Annotated in this window: 21 protein-coding genes; 8 read left to right on the forward strand and 13 right to left on the reverse strand. The window is 72.6% G+C overall.

What is annotated here, in order from left to right; translation table 11 throughout:
• The first annotated feature begins 74 nt into the window (after positions 1-74).
• The 7 genes from G6O68_RS20645 to G6O68_RS20675 all read left to right on the forward strand — a co-directional run bounded on the left by G6O68_RS20645 (position 75) and on the right by G6O68_RS20675 (position 8,308).
• Complete coding sequence (locus G6O68_RS20645) at positions 75-899, forward strand: sugar phosphate isomerase/epimerase family protein (protein ID WP_240911410.1); 825 nt, start codon at positions 75-77, stop codon at positions 897-899.
• A gap of 1 nt (position 900) precedes the next feature.
• Positions 901-1,446 (forward strand): hypothetical protein, encoded by a 546-nt coding sequence (locus G6O68_RS20650; RefSeq protein ID WP_165250537.1) that lies wholly within the window; start codon positions 901-903, stop codon positions 1,444-1,446.
• 285 nt (positions 1,447-1,731) lie between these two features.
• On the forward strand, positions 1,732-2,142 hold the full coding sequence (locus tag G6O68_RS20655; RefSeq protein WP_165250538.1) for a BlaI/MecI/CopY family transcriptional regulator: 411 nt from the start codon (positions 1,732-1,734) through the stop codon (positions 2,140-2,142).
• On the forward strand, positions 2,142-4,667 hold the full coding sequence (locus tag G6O68_RS20660; RefSeq protein WP_165250539.1) for a carboxypeptidase regulatory-like domain-containing protein: 2,526 nt from the start codon (positions 2,142-2,144) through the stop codon (positions 4,665-4,667). The genes G6O68_RS20655 and G6O68_RS20660 overlap by 1 nt, the downstream gene beginning before the upstream one ends.
• 9 nt (positions 4,668-4,676) lie before the next feature.
• A complete protein-coding gene (locus G6O68_RS20665) occupies positions 4,677-6,104 on the forward strand; it encodes a redoxin domain-containing protein (protein ID WP_165250540.1) in 1,428 nt (475 codons plus the stop codon).
• Positions 6,105-6,233: 129 nt separating this feature from the next.
• Positions 6,234-7,007 (forward strand): creatininase family protein, encoded by a 774-nt coding sequence (locus G6O68_RS20670; RefSeq protein ID WP_165250541.1) that lies wholly within the window; start codon positions 6,234-6,236, stop codon positions 7,005-7,007.
• Complete coding sequence (locus tag G6O68_RS20675) at positions 7,004-8,308, forward strand: MFS transporter (protein ID WP_165250542.1); 1,305 nt, start codon at positions 7,004-7,006, stop codon at positions 8,306-8,308. The genes G6O68_RS20670 and G6O68_RS20675 overlap by 4 nt, the downstream gene beginning before the upstream one ends.
• A 19-nt stretch (positions 8,309-8,327) precedes the next feature.
• On the opposite strand, the gene G6O68_RS20680 is transcribed toward G6O68_RS20675, so the two are convergent.
• From G6O68_RS20680 to G6O68_RS20710, 7 genes are all read right to left on the reverse strand, one after another.
• Positions 8,328-9,071, reverse strand: coding sequence for an endonuclease/exonuclease/phosphatase family protein (locus tag G6O68_RS20680; protein ID WP_165250543.1), 744 nt, complete (start codon positions 9,069-9,071; stop codon positions 8,328-8,330).
• Between the two features lie 57 nt (positions 9,072-9,128).
• Positions 9,129-9,830 (reverse strand): hypothetical protein, encoded by a 702-nt coding sequence (locus tag G6O68_RS20685; RefSeq protein WP_165250544.1) that lies wholly within the window; start codon positions 9,828-9,830, stop codon positions 9,129-9,131.
• Between the two features lie 128 nt (positions 9,831-9,958).
• A complete protein-coding gene (locus tag G6O68_RS20690) occupies positions 9,959-11,863 on the reverse strand; it encodes a hypothetical protein (protein ID WP_165250545.1) in 1,905 nt (634 codons plus the stop codon).
• Positions 11,864-11,867: 4 nt separating this feature from the next.
• Positions 11,868-12,656 carry a hypothetical protein gene (locus G6O68_RS20695; RefSeq protein ID WP_165250546.1) on the reverse strand — a complete coding sequence of 263 codons (789 nt, stop codon included), beginning with the start codon at positions 12,654-12,656 and terminating at the stop codon, positions 11,868-11,870.
• Between the two features lie 54 nt (positions 12,657-12,710).
• Complete coding sequence (locus tag G6O68_RS20700; RefSeq protein ID WP_165250547.1) at positions 12,711-13,250, reverse strand: RNA polymerase sigma factor; 540 nt, start codon at positions 13,248-13,250, stop codon at positions 12,711-12,713.
• Between the two features lie 294 nt (positions 13,251-13,544).
• The gene (locus G6O68_RS20705; protein ID WP_165250548.1) at positions 13,545-13,937 is read right to left on the reverse strand and encodes a hypothetical protein; all 393 of its coding nucleotides are present in this window, start codon (positions 13,935-13,937) and stop codon (positions 13,545-13,547) included.
• 176 nt (positions 13,938-14,113) lie between these two features.
• The gene (locus G6O68_RS20710; protein ID WP_165250549.1) at positions 14,114-14,323 is read right to left on the reverse strand and encodes a hypothetical protein; all 210 of its coding nucleotides are present in this window, start codon (positions 14,321-14,323) and stop codon (positions 14,114-14,116) included.
• Positions 14,324-14,664: 341 nt separating this feature from the next.
• On the opposite strand from G6O68_RS20710, the gene G6O68_RS20715 reads away from it, so the two are divergent.
• A complete protein-coding gene (locus tag G6O68_RS20715; protein ID WP_240911412.1) occupies positions 14,665-15,891 on the forward strand; it encodes a DEAD/DEAH box helicase in 1,227 nt (408 codons plus the stop codon).
• Here G6O68_RS20715 and G6O68_RS20720 read toward each other — a convergent pair.
• The 6 genes from G6O68_RS20720 to purE all read right to left on the reverse strand — a co-directional run bounded on the left by G6O68_RS20720 (position 15,866) and on the right by purE (position 23,179).
• Entirely contained in the window at positions 15,866-17,164 is a 1,299-nt protein-coding gene (locus tag G6O68_RS20720) for a BatD family protein (RefSeq protein ID WP_165250550.1), read from the reverse strand. The genes G6O68_RS20715 and G6O68_RS20720 overlap by 26 nt on opposite strands.
• Before the next feature lie 284 nt (positions 17,165-17,448).
• On the reverse strand, positions 17,449-19,218 hold the full coding sequence (locus G6O68_RS20725) for a VWA domain-containing protein (RefSeq protein ID WP_165250551.1): 1,770 nt from the start codon (positions 19,216-19,218) through the stop codon (positions 17,449-17,451).
• A 30-nt stretch (positions 19,219-19,248) separates the two neighbouring features.
• Entirely contained in the window at positions 19,249-20,253 is a 1,005-nt protein-coding gene (locus G6O68_RS20730) for a vWA domain-containing protein (RefSeq protein ID WP_165250552.1), read from the reverse strand.
• Between the two features lie 79 nt (positions 20,254-20,332).
• Entirely contained in the window at positions 20,333-21,295 is a 963-nt protein-coding gene (locus G6O68_RS20735; protein ID WP_165250553.1) for a DUF3883 domain-containing protein, read from the reverse strand.
• A 226-nt stretch (positions 21,296-21,521) separates the two neighbouring features.
• The gene (locus G6O68_RS20740; RefSeq protein ID WP_165250554.1) at positions 21,522-22,685 is read right to left on the reverse strand and encodes a 5-(carboxyamino)imidazole ribonucleotide synthase; all 1,164 of its coding nucleotides are present in this window, start codon (positions 22,683-22,685) and stop codon (positions 21,522-21,524) included.
• Positions 22,682-23,179: a 5-(carboxyamino)imidazole ribonucleotide mutase gene (purE, locus tag G6O68_RS20745; RefSeq protein ID WP_165250555.1), complete on the reverse strand. Its 498-nt coding sequence runs from the start codon at positions 23,177-23,179 to the stop codon at positions 22,682-22,684. The genes G6O68_RS20740 and purE overlap by 4 nt, the downstream gene beginning before the upstream one ends.
• Positions 23,180-23,216: the final 37 nt, after the last annotated feature.

Below are 23,216 nucleotides of genomic sequence, written 5' to 3' on the forward strand. Positions count from 1 at the left end.
CGCCCCCCCCACGTCCCGCCCGTCCCCGAGAGTCGGCGTCGCCCATGAAGCCTTGCATCAGCCAAGCCACGACGATGAACGCCCCGCTCGAGGCCGACTTCAAGGCCTACGCCCGGGGGGGCTGGACGCAGGTCGAGCTGTGGCTGACCAAGGTCGAGGATTACCTCCGCGACCACTCCACGGCCAACCTCAAGGCGCTCCTGGCCGAGCACGGCCTGACGCCCGCCGCCGCCGCCGGCCAGGGGGGACTCCTGCTCTCGCGTGGGGCCGAGCGCGGCGTGCACTGGGACCTCTTCCGCGGCCGCCTGGCGCTCTTGCAGGAGCTGGGAGTGCCCGTGCTAGTCGTCGCGGTCGACTTCAACCGCACGCTGAACGAGGACGACTACCCGCTGGCCGTCGCCTCGCTCGCCGAGGCCGGCGAGCTGTCGGGGAAGCACGGCGTGAAGCTGGCGCTGGAGTTCCAGAAGGGGGCCGCCTTCTGCGCCAGCCTGGACACGACCCTGGCCCTGATCGCCCAGTGCCGTTCGCCGCACGTCGGCGTCTGCCTGGACCTGTTCCACTACTACACCGGGCCCAGCAAGTTCGAGGACTTCGCCTACCTGAACCGCGAGAACCTGGCCTGGGTGCAGCTCTGCGACCTGGGGGGGACCCCGCGCGAGCTGGCCGGCGACGCCGACCGGATCTTCCCCGGCGAGGGGGACTTCCAGATCGGGCCGATCCTCGACCACCTGGGGGCGATCGGCTACGACGGCCCGGTCTCGCTGGAGGTGCTCAACCCGTCGCTCTGGGCCTCGCCGGTCGACCGCGTCGCGGACTTCGGCCACCAGGCGACGACCCGGGCGCTGGGCCGCTGGAACGACGAGTCCGGGCCCGACGCCTCGGGGCGAGGGGGGCGTTGAGTTGAGCGTGTCGAGCGTGGCGACGATGCAACCGGCCGCGGCCGTCTTCCACGAAGAGCAATACTTCGACTGGAAGGTCTACGCCCTCATCGGCGCGCTGGAGGTCCTCTGCGGACTGGCGATCCTGGGCTGGACCCACCGGGCCGACGTGGCGGGCCTGGTCGCGCACGCCTGGTCGCTGGAGTTCGGCCTGGCCCTGGCCGCCGGGCTGGGGCTCCCCTTCCTCCTGATCGTCACGGTCCTGCACATGACCACCGAGGCCACGGCCGACCTGGTCACGGTCTGGTACGGCTGGGTCCCCATCTACCGCCGGACGATCGCCATGGCCGACGTCAAGACGTGCGAGGTCGTCGACTATCGACCCCTCGTCGACTACGGCGGCTGGGGCGTCCGCCGCCGCACCGACGGCGACCGCGCCCTCACCGCCCGCGGCGACCGAGGCGTCCGCCTGACCCTCAACGACGGCTCCCGCCTCCTCATCGGCAGCCAGCGCCCCGAGGAGCTCGCCGACCTCCTCGCCCAGTCCCCCCGCCCCGACGCCGCCTGATCCGCGGCCGGGTCGACCGAGGGACGTGAAAGGCCGGATGAGGGCGATCTCAAGTCGGCCACCTTCCCCCACCAGGGAGGAAGGACGATAGGCGCCGGCTCGCTCGCCCGATCTTCCGGACGGCTCCCGTGCTGGTCTTCCCCCGCCAGGGGGGAAGGATTTTCACGGTCGACCTCCCCGAATCGAGAAATCCCGATCCCACGGCCCCTCGCGCTTGACACGGCTACACATTGTAGCCATTCTGGAGCCGCGTGTGGCGACGAGTTGTAGTCGAAGGAGCGTGGGATGGCCGAATCGGCGCGGGGGCCGGCCGAGTTGACGCCGGCGGAGGGGGAGATCATGGAGATCGTCTGGGACCATGAGGAGGTCTCGGCCTCCGAGGTGAGGCGGATCCTCTCGGCGACGCGGGAGGTCGCGCGGAACACCGTGCGGACGCTCCTGGAGCGGATGGAGGAGAAGGGCTGGGTGCGGCATCGCGAGGAGGGGCGGACGTTCCTCTACTCGGCGATCCAGCCCCGGACGGCGGCCGTCGGCTGGAAGGTCCGCGAAATCGTCGAGACGGTCTGCGGCGGCTCGCCCGAGGCCCTCGTCGCGGCCCTCCTGGACTATCGGGGGCTGAACGCCGACGAGCTGGAGCGGATCCGCCGGATGCTTTCCGAAGCTCGCGCCCGGCGCGGGAAGGGGAGGGACGCGTGATGAGTGAACTCCTCGGCGGACTCGGCGTCTTCGACTTCGCCCGGATCGTCGCCGTCGGCGTCGCGGCCCTCTCGGCGTCGGCCTGGCTGGCCGCCCGCGCGATGAAACGACCGCCGGCGCGACACCTGGTCCTCACCTCGGCCCTGGGGTGCTGCCTGGCCATGCCGGCGCTGGCGGCGGCCTTCCTCGGTTCTGGCCGGAGCCTGATCGCGGTCCCCCTCCTCCCCGAGATGCCGGCGACCGCGATCCTCCCCCGCGCCGGAGTCGCCCCGGTCGCGCCGCCTCCCCCCCTGCCCTCGCCCCCGCCCTCGCCCCGTGGCGAACCCCTCGCCGCGTCGACCGGCCCCCGACCCGTCGTCACGGCGGCCCCTGCAACCTCCGTCCCGGACGCGGGCTCGTCGCGGCCCGCCGACCGGCCGCGGCGGCGGCTCGCGTCGGCGGCGATCGTCGCGTGGGGCCTCGGCTCGGCCTTCCTGCTCCTGCGTCTGGCGCGGAGCTTCCGCGAGGTCCGGCGGATCCGCCGCGAGGCCAGGCCCGTCGACGAGCCGGCGCTCCGGCTGCTGCTGGGCGAGGTCTGCCGCGACCTGGGGCTGGCCCGGCTTCCGGCGCTGGTCGCCTCGGCCGAGGCGGCGGCCCCGTTCGCGGCCGGGCTGGGGCGGCCCGTCGTCGTCCTACCCGAGCGGCTCGTCGGCGCGATCGGCCGCGAGGCGATGCGCGACGTGCTGGCCCATGAAGCGGCCCACATCCTCAAGAACGATCACCTGTCGATCCTCGCCCAGGAGCTGGCCCGCGCCCTCTACTGGCCGATCCCGACGATCCACGCCCTGGCCCGCGACTTCGCCCGGGCCCGCGAGGCGCTCAGCGACAACCACGTCTTGAAGGGCCGCGACCCGCTCGATTACGGCGAGACCCTGCTCCACCTGGCGGAGTTCTCGATCGACGCGAAGGCCCCCCGCGTCGCGGTCGGCATCCTGCCCCGCCAGGGGGAGCTGGAGCGCCGGATCGCGGCCATTTTGGACCCCAGGAGGAAGACCATGACGAAGAACAGCCGGTCGCTGGCGTGCCTCGTGGTCCTCGCATTCCTCGCCCTCGGCGCGGTCGCCTCGGGCACTCGGTTCGTCGCCGCGAAGGTCGCCGGGGAGGAGCCCGAGAAGAAGGAGGATCGCTCGATGCTCGTCCGCGTGCTCGGCCCGGACGGAAGGCCGATGCGCGGCGTCGTCGTCCGACGGTCGGTCTGGCTCAAGGACCCGAAACAGGCCGCGCCGAAGTTCCGCGAGGCGACCGACGAGGCCGGCGAGATCCGGATCCCCGTCCTCGAGGGCGTCGAGATCTTCCGCATGTGGGCCTGGGCCGGCGGCCACGTCCCGCTCTTCGCCCACTGGGAGAAACACGACGACCCGGACGGGTCGCTGCCCGCCGAGTTCATCTTCCGGATGGAGCGAGGGACTGCGATGGGCGGGATCGTGCGGGACGAGTCCGGCGCGCCGATCCCGGGGGCCGCCGTGAAGGTCATGCTGGACCGCCCGCCGGGCTCGGACCGCGCCCGCGTGGGCCCGGACATGTGGCTCTCGGAGAGCGCGACCGGGTCGGTCGAAGCCGCCATGATCACCGACGCCCAGGGTCGTTGGGCGCTCGACAACGCCCCGCCCGGAGACGACGTGAAGGTCCTGCTGTTCGTCAGCCATCCGGGCTACCAGTCCGACGACGGGTGGGGCGGCTTGCAGAAGCTCAACGGCGTGGACATGACGTCGCTCCGCGACCAGACCGCGACGATCACGATGCGGGGCGGCGTGCGGGCGGCCGGGACGGTGACGGACCCCGACGGCAAGCCGGTCGCCGGCGCGGTGGTGGTTTGGGGGGATCACCCCTACTTCGACGAGGGGAGCCAGGAAGTGCTCACCGACGCGGCCGGCTCGTTCCGACTCCCCGCGCTGGCGGCCGGTTCGACCCGCCTGACCGTCGTGGCCGAGGGCTGGATGCCGGAGACCCGCACCGTCGCGCTCGGGCCCGACATGGCGTCGGTCAACTTTCAACTCCGGCCCGGCAAGGAGCTTCGCGTCCGCTTCGTCGACCGCGCGGGATCGCCCGTCCCGGACGTCCACGTCGGCATCCGGAGATGGCGGGGAAGCGAGGCCCTGTACAATCACCGCCACCCGAACGTCGTCGACACGAAGATCCCCGAGAAGGCCGACGGCGAGGGCGTCTACCGATGGACCTGGGCCCCCGACGACTCGGTGACGTATCAGTTCTCGAAACCGGGCGAGTTCTCGCAGGAGGTCGCGCTGACCGCCGATGGTTCCGAGAAGGTCGTCGTCGTGGGCGGACGTCGCATCGCCGGATCCGCCGTCGACGCCTCCACGGGGAAGCCCGTCGCGGGGCTCGTCGCGATGCCCGTCCTGGAGTTCCGGCCGGGCTTCCTGCACGTCGTGCGTCGGGACGCGAAGGGCTTCCCCGACGGCTCGTATACGATCCGGCGCGACCGCGCCGACGTCGCCTTCCGCGTGCGGGTCGAGGCCCCGGGATAGCGATCGGCGATGAGCCCGGCCGTCACGGCGGACGAGCCCGACCCCACCTTCGACTTCCGCCTCGACCCCGCGCCGCCCTTTCGGGGCCGCGTGCTGCTGGACGGCCGGCCCGTCGAGGGCGCCGAGGTCCTGATGGCGACGCCTTCGCAGGCGTTGATCTACCAGACGCAGACCGGCGAGGCCGAAGACGCGCTGGGCGCCCGCACCGACGCCGACGGCCGTTTCCAGTTCGCGGCGGGGTTCGAGCGGTACACACTCGTCGCCCGGCACCCCAAGGGGTACGCCGAGGGGGCCTACGAGGCCAAGGTGCGGCCCGGCGACCTGACGCTGCGCCCCTGGGCGCGGGTCGAGGGCCGGCTGATGCAGGCGGGGCGGCCGATCGCGACGACCTGGGTCGGCGTCGAGCCGACCCGCGTCTCGGTGCTCGGACGGCCTCGCATCCAGGAACGCTACGACGTGGAGACGGATCAGGAGGGCCGATTCGCGTTCGCGAAGCTGCCGCCGATCCCGTCGAGCGTGAGGCCGCAATTCTCCGTCTGGCGCGATTCGCCGCTCACCTCGGGCCGGTCCCTGCCGCTGGACCTCCAGCCCGGCGGGCGCGTGGAGGTGGAGATCGGCGGCGCGGGCGCGACGGTCGTCGGCCGCGTCTTGCCGCAGGGGGACGGGCGCGTCGAGCTGCCCAAGGCGCTCAATTACCTGGTCCGCAGGGGGGCCGGGGTCGAGCCCACGCCCGAGGTTCGTGCCATCGGCTTCGACGCGGGGAAGGGCTGGGACGAGGCCTGGGCGAGCACGCCCGAAGGGATGGCGTATCTGGCGACGCGGGACCACGCGCTCGTGAAGCTCGACGCCGACGGCCGGTTCCGCGTCGACGGCCTGCCTGCCGGCGATTACGACCTGGCGCTCCGCCTCTTCGAGCCCCCCGACGGCGGCTGCCTCGTCAGCCCCGTCGGGCGGAGGGTCGTCTCGTTCCGGATTGAGGGGGACGGGACGGTCGACCTGGGGGACCTCGCGGTCGACACCGTGCCGGCCCCCCGCGTCGGCGAGCCCGCGCCCGACCTGGCGTTCAACTCGTTCGACGGCCGGGCGGCGAGGCTGGCCGACCTGCGCGGGCGATACGTCCTGGTGGACTTCTGGGCCTCCTGGTGCGCCCCCTGCGCGGCGAGCCTGCCGGTGCTGCGCAGGATCCACGAAAACCACGGCGATGGCCGACTGGCGATCCTCGGCCTGAGCGTGGACGAGGACGCCGACGCGGCCCGGCGGTTCGCGGAAACGAACAAGGGGGCCTGGATGCAAGGGGCCGCCGACGCCGACGTCCGCGCCCGCTACGCGGTGGGGGCCGTCCCCGCCTTCTTCCTGATCGGGCCCGACGGGAGGCTGGTCCACGTCGGGCTCGGCGTCGAGGAGGTGGAGGGGGTCCTGGAGAAGCTCCTGAAATAACGCGGGCGGCTCGCGGGATACGACGCTTTGAACCGGCGGCGCGGTCGACTACACTGGTCGCCGTGCCGCCGGGTCGTCGAGGGACGACGCGGGGCGACGAGGCTCGATCCCGGGCGAGGAGGCCCCGCGATGCGGTTGCAGGACCTGAAGTGGCCGGAGGTGAAAGCGCTCTCGCGCGACGTGCCGATCGTCGCGCCGATCGCGGCCGTCGAGCAGCACGGCCACCACCTGCCGGTGTTCACCGACAGCATGCTCCTCGGCGAGGTCGTCCGCCGCGCGTCCGAGGCGATGGGGGACCGGGTCGTCTGGGCCCCCCTGCTCTGGCTCGGCAACTCGCATCATCATATGGACTTCCCCGGGACCCTTTCGGCCGAGCCCCGGACCTACCTCGACCTGCTCGGCGGGCTGATCGAGAACTTCCTGGCCCACGGCTTCCGCCGGATCGTCTTCCTGAACGGCCACGGCGGCAACATCGTGCCGTCGAGCCAGGCCGTGTTCGAGGCCCGCCAGCGACACCGCGACCGCAAGGACCTGCTGCTCCTCTCGGCCACCTACTGGTCGGTCGGCCCGCAGCCGCCGAACCTCGGCCCGGGGTTCGTGCAGGACCACATGGAACACGCCTGCGAGTGGGAGACCTCCATGATCCTCCGGCTCGCGCCCCACCTCGTGGGGCCGATCGAGGGGCTGGCGAGGGTCTCCGGCGCCGACGGCTTCGCCCCCGCCGCTCACGGCTGGACCACGAAGGACCGCAGCGCGACGGGGCACATCGGCGACCCCCGCCACGCCTCGGCCGAGAAGGGCGAACGCCTCTTCGAACGGTTCTCGGCCGACGTGGCCGCGTTCCTGGACCGGGTGATCGCATGGGACGGCCGGACCTGGTCCGGGATCGAGGGCTCCGCATGAATCGCGACGAGACGACCATCCCCGTGCTCCCGGACCCGACCCCGACGACCAAGGCCGACGGCTCTCTCTCGTGGCGGACCTGGGCGGCGTGCGTCCTGATGCTGCTGGCGACGGCGCTCAACTACATGGACCGCCAGGCGCTGGCGCAGCAGGCGGGCGACGTCCAGAAGGAATTGCGGCTGACCAACGAGGACTACGGCAACCTGGAGTTCTGGTTCGGCATCGCCTTCGCGACGGGGGGAGTCGCCACCGGGTTCCTGGTCGACTGGCTGAGCCTGCGCTGGCTCTACCCGGCGATCCTGCTGGCGTGGTCGGTGGTCGGCTTCCTGACCGGGTACGCGACGACCTATGGGGAATTGTTGACGTATCGGATCCTCCTCGGGTTCTTCGAGGCGGGACAGTGGCCGTGCGCGCTGGCGGCCTCGCAACGGCTGCTCTCGCGGGGGAACCGGGCGCTGGGGAACAGCGTCCTGCAGAGCGGGGCCTCGATCGGGGCGATCGCGACCCCCTTGATCGTTCTGGTCTTGAACTCCGGAGGGATGGGGGGCTGGCGGACGCCGTTCCGGGTGATCGGCGCCCTGGGGGTCGTCTGGGTCGCCGCCTGGCTGATCCTGATCCGCCCGCGCGATCTGGAGGCCCCCGCCGACGAGCCCGCGCCGAGCGAGGCGGGCGACGTCCCCACGGCCGACTCCGGGACGGCCGTCCGGCGGATCGCCGTGCTGATCGTGGTGGTGGTGGCGATCAACCTCACCTGGCAGTACTTCCGGGCCTGGATGCCGAAGCTACTGGAGGAGGAGCACGGCTACGGCAAGCAGGCGGTGCAGCTCTTCTCTTCGGCCTACTACCTGGCGGCGGGGGTGGGCTGCATCGCGGCGGGCGTGCTCTCGCGTCGGCTGGCGACGGGGGGCGTGTCGGTGCACGGGGCGCGGATGGCGACCTTCGCGATCTGCATCATCCTGACCGCGCTGGGGTGCATCGCGGCGTACCTGCCGGCGTCCGGCGTGCTGCTGGCGATCCTGCTGGCGGTCGGCTTCGGCTCGCTCGGGCAGTTCCCTATGTATTACGCCTTCACGCAGGAGATCTCGGTCCGCTACATGGGGCGGGTGACGGGGCTCCTGAGCTTCACGGCCTGGATCGCCGTGGGGTGGATGCAGAAGGGGATCGGCCGCTGGATCGACCAGACCGGCTCGTATGCGGCACCCACCTGCCTCGCCGGGCTCGTCCCGATCGTCGCCCTGGTCATCATGGTCCTCCTGTGGAACCCGCCGCGGCGCGCGGTCGGGTCGACGCCCCGTCCGTAGGGCCTCGGGGCGGGCCGGGTCAGTGGCCCGGCGTCGGCCCGGCGTGGGGTTCGAGGTGGAAGTCGATCACGAGGGGGAGGTGGTCGGAGGCGTCGCGGCCGAGGCGGGTGCGGGCGATCCGGGCGTGCCGGACGGCGACGGGGCCGCGGGTGTAGGCCTTGTCGAGGGCCGTCATGGGGAGGTAGGCGGGGAACGAGCGGAACCGGGAGCGGGGGGCGGTGACCTGGTGGAAGCCCTCGCGGCCGAGGGCCCCCTTGTGGCCCAGGGTGTTGCGCCAGTCGTTGAAGTCGCCGATGATCAGGGTGGGGAGCTGGCCGCACTCGCGGAACAGCGCGTGCTGCAGGAGGTGCTCGGCCTGCCAGTGCCGCTCCTTCTCGGCCAGCCCCAGGTGCCAGTGGACCAGGTGCAAGGGCCCTTCAGGCGTCTCCACGACGCACATCTGCGCGCCCCGGGGCTTGCGCTTCTGAAGGCGGATCGAGACCTGGTGGTGCGACCGCAGGGGCCATCGCGAGAGCACGAGGTTGCCGTAGCCCCCCTCCTTCAGCTTGACGTTGAGCTGGTAGAGGTGCGCGGCCGGGCGGAAGGCCTCGACGAGCAGTCGGGGCTGGTCGTCGTGGCGGGTCCGGCGGACGGAGCGGTCGACCTCCTGGAGGCAGATCAGGTCCGGGTTCTCGTGCTCGACGACCTGGATCACGCGGTCGAGCCGGTAGCGGCGGTCGCGGCCGCCGATCCCTTTGTGGATGTTGTAGCTGAGGATTCTCATGGCTTCGCGGCGGGCTCCGGACGGTCGATCGGGGGATCCGGCGATTCGGCGGGCGGGTCAGGCCCGGCCGGCGCGCCGGACGTCCGACTCGGCGGGGTCGTCGTGCTCGTCGTGCGGCTCGGCGGCGTCGTCCTCGGGGCGGCGGCGTTCGAGGTGCTCGCGCAGGCTGCCGGCGTCCTCGACCGCGGGATGTCCGGGGGCGTCGCCGTCGCGGGCCACCGGGGCGTCGAGGGCCGGGTCGGCCTGGAACGTCGGCGGTGGGGAGTTCCAGCGCGCGCGGTGGAGCGAGCGGACGATCGTGAGGTGGTTGAAGGCCCGGTAGGTGAACCAGAAGCCGACGACGTTCGGGCCCGGGATGAGCCACAAGAGCAGGCCCGTGACCGGGGCGAGGAGGCCGTCGACGATCAGCCAGAGCAGGTGCGAGCGGGCCCGGCCGGCGAGGTAGCGTTTCCAGGCGGCGCGGGCCCTCCTCTCGGGGATTGAGGCGGGGTGGTGGACGGCGATCGCGTCGGCCGATCCGAGCCGGCCCAGCAGGGCCTCGTCGGGGCGCTTCCAGGTGTGGAGCCAGTCCCAGGCCCGTCGCGACCACCGCGCGGCGGTCCCTTCGGACTCCTTCCAGCGGGCTTCCATCTCGTCCCATTTGCGCTCGGCCCAACCCCGGAGGCCCGTCGGCCTCGCCGATTCGTCGACGGCGAGCTCGGACGGGTCGGCGTAGAAGAAGGGGCGGCCGTGCTCCGGCTTCAGGTAGAGGATTTTCACGGTGGGACGCGGGCTCCAGCGGGCCAAACGGGGCGTCGGCGGTCGTCATCGAAGATAGGACGGCCGCCGACACCAGGATAGCCGGATCGCCTCCCGGACGGGAAGACGCGCGAGCCCCGGGGCGGGCCTCAGGGCGTGGCGGTCGAGGAGGCCGCCGACCTGGGGATCAGGCCGAGGCGGTGCTCGACGCGGGAGCGCGGGACGTCGACCCGGCCGGCGAGATAGGCGGCGTCGAAGAGGCGGGCGAGGCCGAGAACCTGATCGATCTCGGGCGCCACGTCGGCTTCGGGACGGCCCTGGCGGCGGGCGGTCGCCGCGACGAGGCTGTCCTTGTGCCGCGCCGCGACCTCGACGAGGGCGGCCAGGTCGAGAGAGGCGAAGGCCTCGCAGTCGGGGAAGGCGGCGGCCTGGATCGATCGGAAGCGGGCCCCGGCCCGGGCGTCGGCGCCGGCCTCCAGGTAGCGCGAGACGGCCTCCGCGGAGTTTCCCACGATCAGCCGGCGCGCCTGGGAGTCGATCGCGAAGGCGAACGGATAGGGGACGTCGAGCGCGGTGACGCCGTCGCGGGTGACGACCCGGGCCGTCGCCGGCGCCCGGCTCTCGTCGAGCGACAGGGCCGCCAGCGCCCCCTTCATCGCGTTGTCGAGGGCCGCGGCCGTCGAGGGCCGCGGCCCGCCGACGGCCAGGTCGCGCGCGACCCCCTCGTTGATCTCGATCGCGGCGACCGCCGGGAACCGGGGGGAGTTCGGGCCGGCCGGCGTCGCCGACCTGTTCGCGTCCGACTCGATGTAGGCGACCATCCGGGGGCCGAGGGCGGGCAGCACCCGCTCGCGGAGGTCCAGGCCCAGCAGCAGCGCGCCCGCGATCGACTCCAGCTTGGCGATCTTGGGCTGCTCCTTCTCGGGCGCCAGGCCGACGAAGAACCGATAGAGGCCCGGGACGTCCACGCGGAACGAGGCCGCGGCCACGGCCGAGGGGGGGAGGTCGAGCAGCCGGGGGCCGGGGCCGATCCCCTCGGTCCCGGTGCGGAACGGGGCGAAGACCGAGCTACCCAGGCGGCGGAACGGCTCGGGCTGGAACGCCTGGACCACGCGGAGCTGGACCCGGGAGTCCTCGACCGTCAGCGCCGCGCCGGCGCGGCTCATCGCCCCCAGATAGTTGCGGGCGGCCTCGACCACCCGTCGGGCGTCCGGGTCGCCCCCCTGCGGCAGCCCCTCGAAGACGCGGGAGAGGAACTCGGGCGCGACGAACGCGCGGGCCAGCGGCCGGCCCGAGAGGCCGTCGGCCGCCTCGCGGAAGCCGGGGGCGTCGACGAACGACGGTCCGCCGCGGGCCGCGTCCGCCTTGCGGTCGATCACCTCGTGGATCAACGCCTCGGAGTTCGAGAACGCGAAGACGCCGTCCGGGAACAGGACGTACGACTCGGGGAGCTGCCCGGAGCCTTCGGGATAGCGGCGGGTCGCGTAGGCGGTCCCCCCCCGCCCCGCCTCGACGACCTCGGCCAGCTCGCCGCCGCCCCGCTGGGCCTCGTTGATCCGGTCGATCAGCCTCCGCACGAGGGCCGGGTCGCGGGCTTTCAGCGCCAGCAGGCCCCGCGCGTGCGAGGGGTCGAGCGAGCGGTCCTCGGGGAGGAAGATCGCCAGGACCACCGCGTCGCCCAGGATGTCGTCCCGGACCTGCCGGTGCGTGACCTGCAGGAAGCCGAGGATGTGGTCGCGGGCCCGGAAGAAGTCGCCGGCGGTCGGCGATTCGAGCCAGGCCTGGAAGGCGGGCAGGCCCCGGACCTCGCGGGCCAGGTCGGAGCCGGCGATCTCCCCCCATCGGCCCCTCATGTCGTCCAGCGCGAGGACCGCGCCGGCCTCGGCCGGGACCAGCCGGAGCAGCTCGTCGGCTGCCGGCGCGGGGGCGTCGCCCCGCGCGGTCGAGGCCGTGGTCGCGACCACGGCCGCGGCGAGCGCGAGGAAGATCCCGGCGACGGCGCGGCGGACGCCGCGACGGCCCGGTTCGGCGGGGGGGGAAGGGATGTTCGGCATGGCGTCAGGCTCCCTCGGGGACGGCGGGGGTGGCGGGGGGCGGCGGTGCCGCGGGGTTCGCGAGCGTGGGCGACCGCAGGAAGCCGAACGCCTGCCTCGCCGTATCGGAGAGCGGGCGGACGCCGGCCGCGGCGTAGTCGCCGACGTGGTCCAGCAGCGGCGGCCGAAAGCTCGAGGCGTCGAAGGCGGGGATCGGCTCGGCGAACGGCGACCCACCGCCGGACGTCGCGGCGTCGCCCGCGGCGAGCGAGGCGTCGAGCATGGCGAGCCCCAGCCGCGCGGCCGGCTCCGAGGCCGTCCGGGCGAGCCGCCACGAGGCGTCCCGGGCGTCGGCGACCGCCGCCCGCAGCTCGCTCGACGCCGTCGCCGTCGCCGACGACGCGGGGGGGCGGCCGACGGGCCGGCCCGGGTCGGGTCGGGGGATCGCCAGGAAGGCCGCCGCGGCGGCGGCCCCGGCCCCGGCCAGGGCGAAGAGGCCCGCGCGGCGGGCGAGCCGTCCGGGCGACGACGCGCGGGACGCGGCGAGCGACGGCGGCGCGGAGGCGACGGCCTCGAGGATGCGGTCGGCGGACGCCGCCGCGTCGGCCGGCGCGGGGAGCGGCCGGGCGGACCAGGATCGCAGGGCGGCCCGCAGGGCCTCGAACTGGCGATGGCGGAGCCGGCACGACGGGCAGGCCTCGGCGTGCTCGCGGAGGCCCGCCTCGCGGTCGAGCGTCGGCACGCCCCCGAGGCGGCGGCCGGACTCGGCGTCGAGGAGCTGGTTCCACACCTGGTCGAAATCGCGGCAGTTCATGGTCCGAGTCCGGTCCGGTTCGGGTCGAGACGAGTCATGGGCTCCGCGGGCGGCTCAGCAGCGGACCCCACGGCTCGCCAGATGGCCCGCGAGTTCGGCGCGGGCGCGATGCAGCCAGGTCTTCACGGTCCCGATCGGCCGGCCGACGGCCCGGGCGACCTCCTCATAGGACAGCCCTTGCTCGTGGAAGAGCGCGAACACCTGGCGGTACTCCGGCCGCAGCCGCCCCAGCGCCAGCTCCAGCTCGCCGGCCAGGTCGTCGGGGTCGGGCGGGGCCTCGCGGGCCCCGGCCTGATCGACGATCCAGGAGGGCTCGGCCGGGGGCGGGCGTCGCGCCCGCGTGGCCAGGGAGGTGCGACAGCGGTTGGCGGCGATCTCCAGGAGCCAGGGCCGGATCGGACGGCTCGCGTCGAAGCCGAAGATCCCCCGGAGCGCCCGGACGAACGTCTCCTGCATCGCGTCCTCGGCGTCGTGCCGGTGGTTGAGCATCCGGAAGCAGAGGCCGAAGACCACCCCCTGGAACCGCGCGATCAGTTCGCGAGGGGCCTGGGGGTCGCCCGATCGGAGCGCCTCGACCAGCAAGGGGTCGTCCATCGTCGATCAGCCCGCCCGGTCCATCGCCCCGCACGTCCGCCCGTCTCTGAGTCCCCAGGGGTTCGCCGACCACGCGCCGGTCGAGGGGTGTTACCCGGGGGGGCGAGGCTCCGTTTCAGCGATTCGCCCATTCTCGCCGATTCTTGGGCCGGCGCGAATCGGGAGCGGCCGATCGGGCGGGCGGGCAAGGCGGCCCCGAAACGCCGGTCGGCGGCGTCTCGATCCCCCGCGAGAGGGCCGAGACGCCGCCGACGACGACGGCGATCGGGATGGAGGAGGTCGCGCCGGGCCGGCTCAGGAGCCGACCGCGGCCTCGGTGTCTTCCAGGTCGAGCAGGGCGGCCAACTCGTCGGCCGAGAGGTCGATGAACTCGCGGCCCTGGCGCTCCAGGCCCTCTTCCAGCCGGAAGGCGATCTGCTGGAGTTCGGGGAGGTCGACGCGGAAGGCCAGCTCGGCCAGGTCGTCGGGGTCGAGGTCGCCCAGGCCGCACTGCATCTCCTCGAGCTCCAACTCGAGCCGGCTGACGGCCTCGCGCATCTCGGCGTGGGTCTCCGCGGAACCGCCGACGACCAGGCACTGGGCGCTTCGCGTCAGGCGCTGCACGTCGTCGCCGCCGTCGAGCCCGAATCCGATGATGGCGGCGCGGAGGCGACGTGGTCGTGGTGTCGAGGACTGGGTCGTGATCATCGCGGAGGGGGCCTTTCGCGTGGGGTCGCCGATGGCGAAGGGATGGCGGGCGTGGGTTGTGCCCTGCGACCGTCATCGGCCATGTTCGTCAGGCTTCTTATCGGATCCCCCCGCGCCGATCGAACAGGGCTCGGGCCCAGAATCCCGGCCCCGCACGAATGCGACCGGCATCGGTCTTACGATCCGCCCAGGCATTCCTTCGCGACGTTGCGGGCCACCCGATAGGCGATTTTAATGGTCAGGCCACGGCCCTCGATCTGGTCCTCGGTGAACGGCCGGCCCTCGGCGACGTGGAGGCCCGCCAGGGCGATCGTCAGGGGCATCAAGTCCAGGAACTGGCGGTACTTCTGCTGGAGGTCGGGAGACTGGGCGGCGTTGTCGGACACGTCGGCTCTCCTTGTCGCGGGGTCGATCTCCCCGGCGGGGCGAGGGGACGACCGGCCGTCCCGACGACCCGCTCCGGGCCGGGGCCGGCCGAGGCCCGCCCCGGCCCCGATTGTCCATCGCCGGACGCGCCCGAGGCAAGCGCCCGGCGACGATTTCCGGACGGGGCGAGTGCCGCGTTTTCGAACCATCCCCGCGCGGCCGGCGTCTTGGCTTTGACGGGGGGGCGCCGACTTGCTAAGTTGGACCATGAAGAATTGAATCGAGAACGGCGTCGCGCGAGGCGCGGCCCTCATCACACCCTTCCCCAGAAGCATCCGCAGAGTTTTTTTCGGAGGATTGTTTGATTCGTTCAGTCAAGGAGGCGCCCGTCGCGGGCTTCCGCTCGATGGGCCTGAGCGGCAGCATGCTCAAGGCCCTGACGCTCGCCAGGTACCACACCCCCTCCCCGATCCAGGCCGAGTTCATCCCCCACGCCCTCGACGGCTCGGACGTCCTGGGGCAGGCCAAGACGGGGACCGGCAAGACCGCCGCCTTCGGCATCCCGCTGATCGAGATGCTCGAAGCCCGGGGCCGTGGGCCGCAGGCCATCATCCTCGCGCCGACCCGCGAGCTGACCCAGCAGATCGTCGTCGAGCTGAAGAAGCTGGCGGCCAACCGCGCCGACGTCGCGATCTGCGGGCTCTACGGCGGCGAGCCGATCGACCGCCAGATCCGGGCCCTGAGCCGCGGCCTCGACATCGCCGTCGGCACCCCCGGCCGCGTGCTCGACCACATCGAGCGCCACACGCTATACCTCGGGGACATCTTCCACCTGGTCCTCGACGAGGCCGACCGGATGCTCGACATCGGCTTCCGGCCCGACATCGAGCGGATCATGCGGCAGCTCCCGATCCCCCACCAGACCCTGCTGCTCTCGGCGACGATCAGTCCCGAGATCCGCACCCTCAGCCACCGCTACATGCACGAGCCGGTCGAGCTGAACCTGTCGACCGACGAGCCTTCGGTGGAGACCATCCAGCAGTTTTACATCTCGGTCAACCACGACCGGAAGATGGAGCTGCTCGTCCACCTGCTCAAGCGCGACAAGCCCCGCCAGTGCATCGTCTTCACCCGGACCAAGCGCGGCGCCGACCGGCTGTCCGAGCGGCTCCGGCGGACGATCCCGGGCGTCGCGGCGATCCACGGCGACCTCGCCCAGACGGCCCGCGACCGCGTGATGGCCGGCTTCCGGGCGGGCTCCATCCCGATCCTCGTCGCCACCGACGTCGTCGGCCGCGGCATCGACGTCGCCGGCATCAGCCACGTCGTCAACTACGACATCCCCGACGACCCGGAGAACTACGTCCACCGCATCGGCCGCACCGGACGGATGGGGAAGGACGGCGTCGCCTACCTCTTCGTCGGCCCCGACCAGGGCGAACCGCTGACCGAGATCGAGACCCTCATCAACAAGGTGATCCCGGCCCACAGGGTCGAGGGCTTCGAGGTCGTCCGGCAGTCCGCCAACGCCCCCAAGGCCAAGGAACTCTTCAACACCGTCGTCAACCGCTCGTTCTCGTCTCGCTGATCCGACCGGGCGGAGGTCCCGCATCTCCGTCCCCGCCTCGCCGCGCCTCGCCTCCGGCCCGCCGACCGCCCGATCGCCCGAGAGCCTCGAAAAGGGCCAGGGCGTCCTCCTTCAGGCCGTCTCCCCCCCCCTCGCCCGGCCTCGACCCGCCGCCCGCTCCCCGGGCGGCGAACAGGATCTCATCGCAACGCGCGGCGACCTCCGCCGCGCGGCGACCCAGCCCGCCCGAGCCGCTCGCCGCCGACACGGCCCTTTCGACCTCGCCCGGCGTCAACGCCCCGGGGGGCCTGCCCGCGCCCCGTCGCGCGTACTCCACCAGCGCCTCGATCGTCCGCCGCGCCAGCTCCGTCTCGGTCCCGGCCTCGTCCAGGCCCGCGCCCGCCGCGCGCGCGTAACGTCTCGCGGACCGGCCGGCGTCCGGGAACCATCGCCGCCAGCGTTCGGCGACTCGCCTGCGGGACGCGAACAGCCCGGCCGCGACGATCGCCGCCGCCCCCAGCGCGGCCCCGGCGGCGATCCGCCTCGGCGACGGCCCCGACGCGGGCGGACGGTAGTCGAGAGCGCCGGCGTCGAACGTCGGCGCGGCCACGACCTTGAGCGGGACGCCGTTCGCCGCGCGGGTGGTGTAGACGCCGAGGCGGGGGTCGAACGCGGCGATGGGCACCGGCGGCAGCACGACCTCGCCCGGCTTCATCGGCCGGACCCGGTAGACGAACGCCCGCTCCGGGGGCTCGTCGCTCGTCTCGTCCGCGAGCCGATCGACCCGGGGCTCGATCTCCTTCCGGCGCAGCCGGGACAGGTCGGGCCCGACCGCCATCCCCCACGCTCCCGGGCCGCGGACCCGGATCCGATAAGTCGCCTCTTGACCGACGCGGACCTGGGGAGGGTCGACCTCGGCCGTCGCGGTGAACTCGCCGACGCCCCCGAGGAACCCGGGTGGTCGGCCCGCGACCGGCGGATTCTCGACCGTGAACCGCAACGGCCGACTCCGGCCCGATCGCTCGCCGAGGGTGGCGACGACGGGGGGGACTTCGAGCCGACCGGGGGCCGTCGCCACCAGCCGGAACCGCGTCGAGAACGCGTTGTCGCTGGAGACGCTGCCGCCGATTGCGGTCATCCCCAGCGGCCGGAACGCCTCCTCGACCTTCCACATCCGGGCGTCCTTGAGCGCGGGCAGCGTCAGCTTCGGCCGCTGCTCCCGCGCCGCGACGTCGACGAAGACCTCCACCCCCTGCCCCACGAACATCCGCTCCACCCTCGACCTGGCGCGCACCGTCAGGTCCTCCGCGCGCAAGTTCGGGCCGAGCATGAGGAGGGCCGAGATCACGGCGAAGGACAGGAATCCAACCCCTTCCCCCCTGGCGGGGGAAGGTGGCCCGCAGGGCCGGATAAGGGGGGGACGAGCACGAATGCCGCCGGAGAAACAGGTGGGTCGAGACGCCGTCGCTTCCTCGCGCGGTGCGCCTTGATGGTCCCCCTCATCCGGCCTTCGGCCACCTTCCCCCACCAGGAGGGAAGGGGATGAACATGGGAACAAGGTTCGCGTCATGATCCGCCTCACCAGTCCTTGCCGCCCGCGCGAGTCTCGTCGGGCGGTTGCTCGTCGGGGAGGCGTCGCTTGCGGGCGTCGCGGATCTGGTCGAGGGCCGCGTCGAGGCGTTCCTCGGGAGACGCGCCGGGCGGTGCGGGGGCGTCGCCGCCGGCGCCGCCCCCCTGGCGAGGGCTCGGGCGATCGCTCCCCTGCGGGTCCGCTGCCTCGTCGTCGCGAGAGTCGCCGTCGGGGTCGTCGCCCGGCCCCTCGTCCTGCTGGGCGTCGCTCGCCCGGGGCGCCGCGTCGGGGGGGGCGTCCGGGCTGGGGGCGTCCTCGTCGGGCCGGGAGAGGGCGGCGCGGAGCTGTTCGAGGGCGAAGCGGCGGTTCTCGGCGGCGTCGCGGCGGACGACGTCGAGGGCTTCGCCCGGGGCCCTGGACGCCAGGCACGAATCATAATGGCGGATCGCGCCCGGGAGGTCGCCGAGGCCGACCGCGACGTTGCCCAGCGCGTAGTCGATGCGGGTCCGCAGGGCGACGTCGGCCGGCTCGCGGGCCGCCTCATAGCGGGCGAGGGCTTCGGGGAGCCGGCCCAGCTGGTAGAGCGCCGCGGCGGCGTCGTAGGCGGGGACGGGGCTGGCGGGGACCTTCGCGGCGGCCTCGTCGAACGCGGCGAGGGCCTCGGCGAAACGGCCGGCGTCGTACTCGGCCCGGCCCCGAGCGACCAGCTCGGCGACGCCCCCCGGCGCGGGGCCGCCGGCCCCGAACTGCGTCATCGCGACCAGGCCGAAAACGGCGGCCCGCGCGGCGTTGCGGGGGGCGCTTCGAGGGCGTCCGCCGCGATCGCCGGGCCGGCAGGCGGCGATCAGGATCCCCACCGCGAGGGCCAGAAACAGGGGGAAGCGCTCGGGGCGTTCCCCGGCCCGCGACGCCCGTCGATGCGCCATGGCCACCGGCGCGATGCGTTCTCGATACAGCAGCCCCAGGTCGGCCGTGGCGAGTCCGAGCCTCACCGCCGCCCCACCGCTCCGCTCGGCGATCGCCCCCAGCGCCGCGTCGTCCCGCTTCGAGACCACCGTCTCGCCCTGATGGATCAGCGGCCCGTCGGGCTTCCCGGAGGGGACCGGGGCTCCGGACTCCGCGTCTCCCAGGGCGATCGTGTGGACGACGACCCCCTTCGCGATCGCCCGATCCAAGGGGCGTTCCCAGCGGCCCTCGTGGTCCTCGCCGTCGGAGAAGAGGACGACGGTCCGGCCCTCGTCGGGCTCGGCCGGGTCGAACGCCTCGACGGCCGCGTCGAGCGCCGCGCCGAGGTCGGTGCCGCCGGGCCTCGCATCGCCAGGGCGGAGCCGGTCCATCGCATCGACGACCGCGCCCATGTTCTGGGTGAGCGGGCAGCGCAAAACGCCCCGGCCGGCGAACGCCACGACCGCCGAGCGGTTCGCGGAATCCCGCGCCAGGACCCCGATCAGCCCCTTCGCCGTCTCGACGGCCAGGCCCAGGCGGTTCGGCGTCGCGTCCTCGGCGGCCATGCTCCGGCTCACGTCGAAGGCAAGAACCACGTCGTGCCCAGGGCCGACGGCGTCCTCCGGCGCGAACCCGATCCGCGGCCGCGCCAGCGCCAGCACGGCGAGGCTCGCGGCGATCAGGATCCCGATCGAGCGGTCCCCCGGCGCGGAGCCCCAGCGGCCGAGCGTCCGCCACCCTCGTTCGCGGAGCCGGGCCGACCGCCAGGCCCAGAGGATCAAGGGGGGGAGGCCGAGCAGCAGCCACAGGCGCTCGGGGTTCTGGAAGTCCATGACGCGGGGCCTCGGTTCGATCGGGGGTCGTCAGGGGAGCCGTCGCAGCCGGCCGCAGGTCAGCAGCCGGTCGAGCGCGAGCAGGCCGACGGCGGCGAACGCCCACGGGGCGAACTGTTCATCGTACCGCGTGCGGACCTCGTCGCGGATCTGGCTCTTTTCCAGGGCGTCGATCGTGCGGAAGACGTTGTCGAGGGCGTCGGCGTCGGTCGCGCGGAAGGATCGGCCGCCGGTGGTTTCCGCCAAGCGGTCGAGCAGCTCGACGTTCGGCCCCTCGCGCTCGGCGATCGTGGGCCGCCCGGCCGCGTCGACGCCGTGGACGACGCCCCCCTCGCGGCCGATCGCGATCGTGTGCAGCGTCACGCCGAGGTCGCGCGCCAGCTCCGCGGCGCGTTCGGGGGCCAGCGGCTTCGGCACGGCCGGCGCGTTGTTGCCGTCGGTTAACAGGATGAGCACCTTCCGGGCCGGCGAGGATTGCTGCAGGGCCTCCAGCGACCAGGCGATGGCGTCGCCGATGTTCGTGCCGTCGTCGCCCGGCCGGGCGGGTCGCACGGTTGCCGCCGTCTCGATCAGGAACCGGTGGTCGAGCGTCGGCGGGCAGGCGAGGTCGGGATAGTTGGCGAACGTCGTCAGCCCGATCAGGTCTTCGGGGCGGCCCTCCACGAACCGGGCGAAGGTCTCGCGCGCGGCCTCCAGTCGGGCGATCCGGCGGGTGTCGCGGTCGGCCGGGAAGTCGGCCGTGTTCATGCTGGAGCTTTGATCCATCGCCACGACGATCGCGACCCCCTTCGCCGCGATCCGCACCACCCCGCCCACCGTCTGCGGCCGCGCCATCGCCACCGCCAAGGTCCCGATCGCCAGCCCCCTGAGCACCGCCGGGAGCCATGCCACCCAGACCCAAGGCGAGACTCCCGCCCCGCCCCCCGCGAACCCCGACAGCCCCGGCCACGCCACCCGCCCGCGCATCCGCTCGCGAGCCAGCGGCAGGACCGCGAAGCCCAGGAGGATGAGCCAGTACGGCTGGGCGAGTCGCATGATTTGTCTCCCCGCTTTTCGCTCCCTGCGGGTCGCTGTCGATCTCATGACGATTGCGGAAAACCGCTGTCAAGGTTCGCTATTCGAGGACTGAACATCTCGCCGCAACGGACTCTACGACGTTCAACGTTCTTCCCGATGTGCCCTTCCAGCACCCTGCTTCGTTCGAGTAAGAGAAAATCTCCAACGAAGGTTTGTCAAGGGCGTTGGTGACGATGCACAAGCGGTATGTCTGAGCATTTTGCGACATCGCCTGGTATTCGTTCGGGGTCAACTCGACTCGAGTTTCCCCCCCGCATAGGCCCTTTACTTCCAGCTTCAAGTCTCTGCCGTCCCGGCTCGCTTCGAGATCCCAGCCGACGTTATCTCGCTCGACCGAGCGAATCCGATAGTGGAGTTGGGCGTAGTGTGAAATTGTCAGGTCTATGGCCGCTTGCTCGACCCTCCGTCGAAGCAGCGGATCCGTTTGACGGTAACCTTGCTCCAAAATATCGGATGATGCGGTCGATTCTCTCGTTGCGATGTAGCGTAATAGGTCGATTCGGAATTGGCGGTTGAGTTCGTGGTCGTCTGCGTACCAGATATTGGCTTGGCCGAATCCGCCCCTCACTTGTTGCGGAACCGAGAAGACGCGCTCGTCCGGCGGGATCAGTATGGCGTCCTTTTCGTCGCACGTGACGTAAAACCCCAGGTCCGCTCCTTCGTGAATCCGTGCCGAATCAAGAGGCGGCTGCTGCCACGATCGAAATATCGTCGCATTGTTATACCAGCCGAGGACGAACGCCCCTTGGCCCTGGAGCGTCGCCACCCAAACCGCTGTGACACCGGATATCGACTCGTCGTCGGGCTTTGCTCCAAGGCGCGTCAGGTTGATTTGCGCATCGGTCCATTTGTCTCTTTTGCCCGGAGGCTGCACATAGCCGTACAAGTGGCCCCTGATAGGCAGGAAGTTGAATATCTCGTGGCCGAACCCATGGTCGGCGATGTACGAGCCGCCGCTCGAAATGGCGTCTCCACTGGTGATGCCCTGGTATCGTTCCATCCAGCCGACTCGGAACAAGATCAGTGGAACACCGAATGGATCCGCTGGCTCTGCTTCGGTGTGGGATGATGTCATGGCGGCCTGCCCTCTTCGGGTCGCATGGAAGTCGGCGGTCAATTGGACGGTGCCAACAGGTTCTCGGGCCTCTGTCGTCACTTTGTCGATGATTGCCTCAATCGGGCTGAACCATAGCGTTCGCCGCCGCTGACCCCCGCTTGAAACGGCTTCAACTCCGCTCCATCAGCCCCCGCTTGGCGGCCAGGGCGCGGGCGAGGGCCTGCTCGGGGCTGGGGTCGAGGACGGTGATGTGGCCCATCTTGCGGCCGGGCTTGGCGGTGCGCTTGCCGTAGAGGTGGAGCTTCACGCCGGGGTCGGACAGGGCGCGGGACCAGTTGGGCTCGCCGTCGGCCCAGACGTCGCCGAGGAGGTTGACCATCGCGGCCGGGGAGGCCAGGTCGCACGAGCCCAGGGGGAGGCCGCAGAGGGCCCGCACCTGCTGCTCGAACTGGCTGGTGTACGCGGCTTCCATCGTCAGGTGGCCCGAGTTGTGGGGGCGGGGGGCGATCTCGTTGACGAGGAGCCGGCCGGCCGCGGTCAGGAAGAACTCGACGCAGAGGACGCCCACGGCGTCGAGCGCCTGGGCCACGGCCAGGGCGGTCTCGCGGGCTTCCTGGGCGACGATCGGGCCCACGGGCGCGGGGGCCGTCGTGGTGGCCAGGATGTGCTTCTCATGGTGGTTCAGGCCCACCGGGAAGGCGGCGGCCTGGCCGTCGCGGCCGCGGGCGACGACGACGGACGCCTCGGCTGCGAACTCGACCCAGCCCTCGGCCACGCACGAGGTCTCGCCCAGGCTTCCCCAGGCGGACGCGGCGTCGGCCTCGCGCTCGACGAGGACCTGCCCCTTGCCGTCGTAGCCGGAGTCGGACGTCTTGAGGATCAGGGGCGTCCCCAGCTCGCGGACGGCCGTCGCCAGCTCGTCAGGCGTGCGGACCGGCCGCCAGGGGGCGTGGGGGATGCCGTGGCGGGCGAGGAACGTCTTCTCGCGGAGCCGGTTCTGGCTCACCCAGAGCGTCCGCCAGCCGGGCCGGACGATCCGACGCCGCGCCAGCCAGCGCAGCGCGGGGGCCGAGACGTTCTCGAACTCGACCGTCACGGCCTCGGCCCGATCGGCCAGCGCGCGGAGCGCGGGCAGGTGGTCGGGGGGGCCGAGCACGGTCCAGTTGGCGACCTGCGCGGCGGGGGTCTCGGCCGTGGCGCTGAGCACGCCGGCCTCGTAGCCCATGCGCTGGGCGGCCTGGATGAACATCCGCCCGAGCTGGCCGCTGCCGATCACCGCGATCGACGCGGGGGGATGCAGGACGCCGTCGCTCGCGTCGTTTCCGGCGCTCATCGGGGCGATTCTCCCACGGCGTCGGTCTGGGCCTGGCGGAACGCGGCGAGGGCCTCGCGGACCGCCGGGTGCTTGCGGGCGAGGATCGCCGCCGCGAAGAGCGCCGCATTGGCCGCGCCCGAGGCCCCGATGGCCAGCGTGCCGACCGGCACCCCGCGCGGCATCTGGACGATCGACAGGAGCGAGTCGATCCCCTTGAGGGTCTTGCTCTCCACCGGCACGCCGAGCACGGGCAGGATCGTGATGGCCGCCAGCATGCCCGGCAGGTGCGCGGCGCCGCCGGCCCCGGCGATGATGAGTTCCAGGCCGCGGCCCTCGGCCTCGCGGCCGTAGGCGAACAGGCGGTCGGGCGTGCGGTGGGCGGAGACCACGCGGGCCTCGTGGGGGATCTTCAGCTCGTCCAGCAGCTCGGACGCGTGCCGCATCGTCTCCCAGTCGGACTTGCTCCCCATCACCACGCCGACGAGGGGGGGTTCGCTCGGTTGCTCGGTCATGACCCTCTCTTCAACTGCGGCCTTCGTCGTCGCGATT

Source organism: Paludisphaera soli (assembly GCF_011064595.1).
GTDB lineage: Bacteria > Planctomycetota > Planctomycetia > Isosphaerales > Isosphaeraceae > Paludisphaera > Paludisphaera soli.